General features: G+C 75.5%; 6 protein-coding genes. 2 read left to right on the top strand and 4 right to left on the bottom strand.

The features are described 5' to 3' along the window. Positions 1 to 231 precede the first annotated feature (231 nt). The 4 genes from ACFV0O_RS15640 to ACFV0O_RS15625 all read right to left on the bottom strand — a co-directional run bounded on the left by ACFV0O_RS15640 (position 232) and on the right by ACFV0O_RS15625 (position 4,561). The gene (locus tag ACFV0O_RS15640; RefSeq protein ID WP_380341446.1) at positions 232 to 423 is read right to left on the bottom strand and encodes a hypothetical protein; all 192 of its coding nucleotides are present in this window, start codon (positions 421 to 423) and stop codon (positions 232 to 234) included. Further along, positions 420 to 1,811, bottom strand: a complete 1,392-nt coding sequence (locus ACFV0O_RS15635) for a VWA-like domain-containing protein (protein WP_380341444.1) — start codon at positions 1,809 to 1,811, stop codon at positions 420 to 422. Before ACFV0O_RS15635 ends, ACFV0O_RS15640 begins: the two co-directional genes overlap by 4 nt. Continuing rightward, the gene (locus ACFV0O_RS15630; RefSeq protein WP_380341441.1) at positions 1,808 to 3,097 is read right to left on the bottom strand and encodes an AAA family ATPase; all 1,290 of its coding nucleotides are present in this window, start codon (positions 3,095 to 3,097) and stop codon (positions 1,808 to 1,810) included. Before ACFV0O_RS15630 ends, ACFV0O_RS15635 begins: the two co-directional genes overlap by 4 nt. Positions 3,098 to 3,193: 96 nt before the next feature. Continuing rightward, the gene (locus ACFV0O_RS15625) at positions 3,194 to 4,561 is read right to left on the bottom strand and encodes a hypothetical protein (protein WP_380341438.1); all 1,368 of its coding nucleotides are present in this window, start codon (positions 4,559 to 4,561) and stop codon (positions 3,194 to 3,196) included. Positions 4,562 to 4,983: 422 nt separating this feature from the next. Here ACFV0O_RS15625 and ACFV0O_RS15620 point away from each other — a divergent pair, with 422 nt between their 5' ends. Together ACFV0O_RS15620 and ACFV0O_RS15615 are read left to right on the top strand one after the other, a co-directional pair. Beyond that, complete coding sequence (locus tag ACFV0O_RS15620; RefSeq protein ID WP_380341591.1) at positions 4,984 to 5,820, top strand: NmrA family transcriptional regulator; 837 nt, start codon at positions 4,984 to 4,986, stop codon at positions 5,818 to 5,820. A gap of 244 nt (positions 5,821 to 6,064) precedes the next feature. Beyond that, positions 6,065 to 6,664 (top strand): DUF1772 domain-containing protein, encoded by a 600-nt coding sequence (locus tag ACFV0O_RS15615; RefSeq protein ID WP_380341435.1) that lies wholly within the window; start codon positions 6,065 to 6,067, stop codon positions 6,662 to 6,664. Positions 6,665 to 6,792 lie beyond the last annotated feature (128 nt).

The following is a 6,792-nucleotide window of genomic DNA, read 5'->3' as shown; positions in this document are numbered from 1 at the left end:
CGAACCGCAGTTTCTAGTTGGTTGCGTGGTATGGGATTTGTTTATACCCGACCGGCGGACCCCTCCGCCCGGCCGCCCCGGCGGCCGCACCCTGCGCGGTCGCCGCCGCCCCGGGACGCTCCGGACCTCACCGGCCGGACACGTCGGAGCGGAACCCGGTACCGGTGCGGCCGACCGGGCATCCAGCCCGTGGTGCATGCGCCGGGCCCGCAGACACGACCGGCGCCCGGCTCACCGCGCCTCCTTGACCGCACGCCGACGGACCTGCCGGGCTGCCCCGCCGTGGGCCTCCCCGACGTCCTCGCTGCCGGCCGACCGCCCGGGTGAAGCGGCGCGTCCACACTGCCCGTCCAGCCCGTCCAGCCCGTCCAGCCCGTCCAGCCCGTCGAGCCCGTCGAGCCCTCGCCGGGCGGCCGTGCTCACCCGATGGTGACCACCCGTGCCCAGTCCGGCGGGGCTTCCGGGCGGTAGTCCGGGTCGTCCTCGTCGTACCTGGTGGGCCGGGGGAAGAGGCCGACGACCGTGCGGCACGGCGGCGGGACCGACGGCCACGGGGTCTGGCCGTCGGTCAGGACCACCACGACGTCCGGACGGGGGCCGGACCGCAGGGCGGCGCGGAAACCGGTGCGCAGGTCGGTGCCGCCACCGCCGAGGAGCGGAATGCCCGCCGACGTGCAGAGCCGGTGGACGGCCTGGGCGGCCGCGTCGCAGGGGACCACGCTGACCTGGTCCCGGCGGCCGCCGACCGCCCGGCCGATCGCCGCGACCTCCAGCAGCGCGCTGCCCAGCTCGTCGTCCGAGACCGACCCGGAGGTGTCGATGACCACCGCCACCCGGGGCGGCCTCCGCCGCAGGCTCGGCAACAGCACGCCCGGCACCCCGGCCGAGCGGCGGGCCGGGCGGCCGTAGCTGTAGTCCTCGCCCGCACCCGGCCCGGCGACCGCCGAGCGCACCGCCGCGCCCAGCAACTGCCGCCAGGGCTGCGGCGGGTGGAAGGCCTCCTCGGCCCAGCGCCGCCAGCCCGCCGGGGCGCTGCCGGGCCGGCCCCGGAGGCCCTCGGCGACCCGGAAGCGGACGGCGTCGCGTTCCTGCGCGTTCAGCCCGTGGGCGCCGCCGGGGCCCAGCTCCCAGGGTCGGTCCGTGCCGTCGGCGCCGCTGCCGCAGTCCAGCCAGGCCGCGTCCAGGGTCCGCGGGTGGAACCGGTACCGCCGCAGGTACTCCTCCATGAGCAGTCCCTCGGGCAGCTGCAGGCTGTCGGGCCGCAGTGCCCCGGACGGCCGCACCAGACCGTCCCCGTACACGTCGTCGTTGATCTCGCAGTCGGCGGCGATGTTCGTCCGCAGCTGCGCGGCCGGGCCCTCCAGGCCGAGTTCGCGGGCGATCCGGGTGCCGCGCCGGTGGTGGTCGCGCAGGAGGTGGGACACCTCGTGGACCCAGACGCCGGCGAGTTCCTCCACCGGGGTGCGGTCGACGAAGACCGGTGAGGCGTAGCAGCGCCAGTAGCGGTCCACCGCCATGGTCGGTACCTCCCGCGACTCCACCAGGTGGAGCGCGAACAGGGCGGTCGCCAGGTACGGCCGGGCCCGGACGGCCTGCAGGCGGGCGGCGTAGAGCTTCTCCAGGTCCAGATTCCCGGGGACCGGATACCGGGTATCCGGCTTCGCGGGAACCGGATCTCCGCTGCCCGGCTTTCCGCGGTTCGGCTCAGCGGGGTCCGGGTTCCGGGCGTACGGCTTCCCGGGGCCCGGCTTTGCGGGGCCGGGCGCTGCGGGGCCGGGCGCTGCGGGGCCGGGCGTGACGGCCGTGCTCATCGGCCCGCCTTCGCCGCGACCCGGGCGGCGGCGAGGTCGGCGCGGCGGGAGAGCGCCAGCGCCGGGGCGAGCCGCTCGATCGACTCCGGTACGTCCCAGTCCTCCCGGCGCAGCGAGGCCAGCGTGGTGGCCGGGACGACCAGCAGGTCCGGGGCGCCGGTCTCCATGGCCCGGGCCAGCAGGGCCCAGGCCGAATCCCAGCGCTGCCGGTCCGGCCGGTTGCGCACGGCCGCGACCACCCCGTCCAGCACGGCCTGGCGCAGGTCCCCGCGTTCGGGCAGTTCCGCGCCCGCCGGGTCGGCGAGCAGGTCCTCCGGGTCGGGCAGGTCCATCCGGTCCATGCTCGCCATCAGCTCCAGGCCCGGGCCGTCCCCGACGGTCCCGCGGACCAGCAGCGACAGCACCTCGCGGGAGGAGCCGGCGGCGGTCGCGAAGGCGACCAGCCGCAGCGTCATGTCCCAGCTGCGCGGTGACGGCCAGGCGCCGCCGCGCCGGGTCTCGGTGGTGGGCAGCCGGTGCACCAGTTCGGGGCGGGCGGTCAGCAGCCCGCACACCGCGCGCCGGGCGAGCGCGACGGCCTCCGGCAGCGCCAGCGGGTCGAGCCGCGGCAGGGTGGCGACCGGCCAGACGCCGCCGAGGCCGCGCACCACCACCTCGTGGTCGTGCACCCACTGCAGGTGGACGAAGCGGTTGGCCAGCGGCGGGCTCAGCTCCCAGCCGTCGGCCGCCGACGACCGCGGGTTGGCGGCGGCCACGATCCGTACGCCGGGGGGTAGCCGGAGCGTCCCGATGCGCCGTTCCAGGACCAGCCTGAGCAGTGCGGCCTGGACGGCGGGAGGCGCGGTGGACAGCTCGTCCAGGAACAGCAGTCCGCGGCCGGCCCGCACCAGCCGCACCGCCCAGTCCGGCGGGGCCATCGGTACGCCCTGCTGCGCCGGGTCGTCGCCGAGGATGGGCAGCCCGGAGAAGTCGGAGGGCTCGTGGACACTGGCGATCACCGTGGTCAGCGGCAGTTCCAGGGTTTCGGCGAGCTGGTTGAGCGCGGCGGTCTTGCCGATGCCCGGCTCGCCCCAGAGCAGGACGGGCAGGTCGGCGGCGACGGCCAGGGTGAGGGCTTCCAGCTGGGGGTCGGCGCGGGGTTCGGTGGTGGTGTCGCCGAGCAGGTCGAGCAGCCGGCGGGCGACGTCGAGGCGGGCGGAGTCGAGGTGGGCGATGTCGGGGCGGGCCTCGGGGCGGGTGGCCTCGGGGCGGAGGTCGGTGGCGGGTGCGGGCATGGAAACAGGCATGGAAACGGGCATGGGTGATCACCTCAAGTGGTCAGGTACGGACGGTCGTTCAGCGTGCAGTGTTCGGTGGCCGACGTTCGGCGGCCGGTGACGGCCTCAGGGGTAGAAGGCGCGACAGAGGTCGGCGAGGCGGGCGGATCGGGAGACCCGGGAGGGGCGTGCGTGGGGCGGGCGCGGGCGGCGGAACGGGACGCCGGCGCGCCCGGGCGCGGTCAGCCCGGCCCGGTAGAGGCCGTAGGCGATCCGCCGCTCCGCGGCCGCCCGCAGTTCGTCCCGCAGCGGTCCGTCACGCAGCACTGCCTCTCGGCCGAGCAGGTCCTCGACCACGGCCAGTGCCCCGGCGGTGTCGCCGTGGTCCAGCCGCTCGCGGACACCGTCCAGCGCGTTCGGACGGAGGTGAGCCAGGTCGATCGCGCGCAGGCAGGGCAGCGGGGTGCCCGAGAGGGCGGTGAGCAGCTCCTCGCGGCGCAGTTCGGCCGGATCGTGGTCGAGCGGGGTGAGCACCCCGTCGACCAGGCCGATCCGGTGCCGCGCCCCTCGGCAGTCCACCAGCCGCTGGGACCGGGGCGGATCGCGCGGGTCCGCCCGGGACGGGTGCCCGGGTGCCAGCGCGGCGGCCACCAGCGGGTGCAGCCGGTCCGGCGCGATCGCGCCGGTGCGCAGCAGGTCGACGTCGGGCGGGGCCCAGGTCGCGGCGTCGGGCAGCAGGGGCAGCGCCGAGGTGTCCCCGGTGGCGTCCGTCCTGCGGCCGTCCGGCCCGAGGAGCAGGCGTCGCCGGCGTTCGAGCCGGACGACGACGGGCCCGTCGGGGTGTGCGTCGGCACGCCGCAGCAGCGCGGCCTCGGCGGCCCACCGGTCGACGGCGCGGCGCAGCGTCGGGCCACCGACTCCGTTGTCCACCAGGCCGGTTGACGTGCCGGTCGACGTTCCGGGGCCGGCCCGTTCGGCCAGTTCCCCGCTGCGCCCGGCGTCCCAGAGGTGCCGGTGCAGGTCGTAGCGGAACCGGCGACTGGGGTGCGGATGCGGGTGCGGGGACCGTCCGTCGCCGCCGGAGCCGTCCCAGAGCGCCAGGGCGATCCGCTGGCCGTACTCCGCCCAGGCGGGCGGCGTGCGGACCACCAGGGACACCGGACGCTCGCCCGGGTAGCGGGCCAGGGGCATGGTGAGCCCGGGCCGCAGCAGCCCGTCGGGTGCGGATCTCGGCAGGTGCCAGCGCAGCAAGTCCGGTGCGAGGCACCGGAGATCGGCGCGCAGTCGGTCGGCGAGCTCCCGGCCGTGGGTGCGTGCGACGTCCCCGAGGCGGAAGTCGACCTCGACGTTGGCGGCGGCGCAGGCCCCGGACCAATCCCCGGCCAGACGGCGGGCGGTGGCGGTTTCGATCATGGTGGGCGGCACGGCGTACTCGCGTACGCGCCGCCAGAAGTGGAGTCGGGAGTCGTTCCCGTTCGTGGTGGGAGTGAGCATCAGCACTCACTCTTCGCGGACGGGACCCCCATTCTGTGATCAGCGTGAGTGGTCATCGGCGGGAGCATAGCGCTCGTGCGCGCCCGCCCGCCACACCGTTTTCGCCGCGCGGTGGCGCCACCGCCGCCGGGTGCTCAAGAGCCGCTGGAAGCCCGGTCGAGACGGGTGGTTCATGGTGGCTTGGGTGTGTTCTGGTGGTGGGCGGAGGAAACGCGGACCCGGGACGGCCGGGTCCGTGCGGGGCGGCGCGAGGGCGTGTCAAGGGCGTAGACGCTCGCGCATGGAGCTGAGTGCGGAGGCTATGGTTCGCCGGCCCGGAGTGGCATTGACTGGTGGACACGAGGACGGACGCGAACGGATCGCAGGATCCGGGACGCGTGCGGCCGGTCCGACTGGTTCTACTCCGAGCGAGGGTGATCGTGATGGCTGGTGTGGTGGATCTTTCGACGGATGCCGGTGTCGTGCTGGTGGTGGGTGGTACGGGCAAGACGGGTCGTCGGGTGGCGGAGCGGCTGACGGCCCTGGGGTACGGGGTGCGGGTGGGTTCGCGGTCGGGTGCGGTGCCGTTCGACTGGAACGACGAGGGGACGTGGGAGGCGGCGCTGGAGGGTGTGAGTGCGGCGTACCTGACGTACTACCCGGATCTGGCGTTCCCGGGTGCGGTGGAGGCGGTGGGGGCGTTCTCGCGGCTGGCGGCGGCGCGGGGGGTGGGTCGGCTGGTGCTGTTGTCGGGGCGTGGTGAGGAGGCGGCGGAGGCGGGGGAGAAGGCGGTGATGGAGTCGGGGGCCGCGTGGACGGTGGTGCGGTGTGCGTGGTTCAACCAGAACTTCAGTGAGTCGTTCTTCCTGGAGCCGGTGCTGGCGGGGGAGTTGGCGTTGCCGGTGGGGGGTGCGGTGGAGCCGTTCGTGGACGTGGAGGACATCGCGGATGTGGCGGTGGCGGCGTTGACGGAGGCGGGGCACGCGGGTGAGGTGTACGAGCTGACGGGGCCGCGGCTGTTGTCGTTCGCGGATGTGGCGGTGGAGTTGTCGGGGGCGGTGGGTCGTGAGGTGCGGTTCGAGGCGGTGTCGCCGGAGTCGTACCGGCGGGTGCTGGAGGAGGCCGGGTTGCCGGCGGACTTCGCGGAGCTGTTCTCGGTGATCCTGGACGGTCGCAACGCGTCGTTGGGTGACGGGGTGCGGCGGGCGCTGGGGCGTGAGCCGCGGGACTTCGGGGACTACGCCCGTGAGGCCGCCGCCTCGGGCGTGTGGAACGCGTGACCAGCCGCAGGAACGACCCCCGGCCGACCCGCCGGGAGAGCAGGACCTGCCGGGAGGCTACGACCTGCCGGGAGGGCAAGACCTGCCGTTCGCACGGCAGTTCACAAGATCGTCGGTGCCGGGCGGTGCCGGCCCCCTGACCGTCCACGCCGGCTCCGGCCGGACGCGGTGAGGAGGCCGGTGCGCCGGGTACCGGGAGGGTCCCCGCGCTGGGCGGGGACCGGGGAGAACCGAAGGATCACCTATGCGCTCGGACCAGACCGCGACCCCTGCTTCCTACACCGCTCCACAGTCCTTCTCCGGCCTCGCGCCGGGCGGCGCGGCCCCGGCCGTCCCCGCCGCGCGCAGCAAGGCCGCCGGTCCGCTGCTGGCGGGCGCCGCCGTCGCGATGGGGTTGATGGCGGGGTTGTTCTTCGCCTTCGACGTGTCGGTGATGCCGGGTCTGGCGGCCGGTGACGACCGGACGTACGTCACGGCGATGCAGCACATCAACAAGTCGATCGAGAACGGGATGTTCGGCCTGGTGTTCGTCGGCGCCTTCGTCGCGACGGGCGTCGCGGCGTGGCTGCAGCACAAGGCGGGCCGGCGTCAGGCGGCGCTGTGGGCGGCGGCCGCGACGGTGCTGTACGTGGTGGCGCTGCTGGTGACGATGGGCGTCAACATCCCGCTGAACAACCAGCTGGCGGCCGCCGGCGACCCGTCCCAGATCACCGACTTCGCGGCCGTGCGGGCCAGGTTCGCCGACACCTGGGTGCCGGTCAACATGCTCCGCACCGCGCTGTGCACGGGCGGTCTGCTGGCGCTGACCCGCTCCCTGGTGCTGCACGGGCGCGCCGAACGCTGAACGAGCCGGTCCCGTACCGCAGTCGAGGGGGGCGGGCGGGGGCGGGCGGGGGCGGGGGGGCGCCGGGCGCGCGGGGGGCGCGGGCGGGCGGGGGGGGGGGGCCGCGCGCGCCCGCCGGCCGCCGGGGC

This window comes from Kitasatospora sp. NPDC059577 (assembly GCF_042735475.1).
In the GTDB taxonomy this organism is placed as follows: Bacteria; Actinomycetota; Actinomycetes; order Streptomycetales; family Streptomycetaceae; genus Kitasatospora.
This window is presented reverse-complemented; position numbering and strand designations above follow the sequence as displayed.

Bases quoted from the DNA above. Each gene is read 5' to 3' on its own strand.
- ACFV0O_RS15620 (WP_380341591.1), top strand. From the start codon at position 4,984: ATGGCTGGTGTGGTGGATCTTTCGACGGATGCCGGTGTCGTGCTGGTG.
- ACFV0O_RS15625 (WP_380341438.1), bottom strand. From the start codon at position 4,561: ATGCTCACTCCCACCACGAACGGGAACGACTCCCGACTCCACTTCTGG.
- ACFV0O_RS15615 (WP_380341435.1), top strand. From the start codon at position 6,065: ATGCGCTCGGACCAGACCGCGACCCCTGCTTCCTACACCGCTCCACAG.
- ACFV0O_RS15630 (WP_380341441.1), bottom strand. From the start codon at position 3,097: ATGCCTGTTTCCATGCCCGCACCCGCCACCGACCTCCGCCCCGAGGCC.
- ACFV0O_RS15635 (WP_380341444.1), bottom strand. From the start codon at position 1,811: ATGAGCACGGCCGTCACGCCCGGCCCCGCAGCGCCCGGCCCCGCAGCG.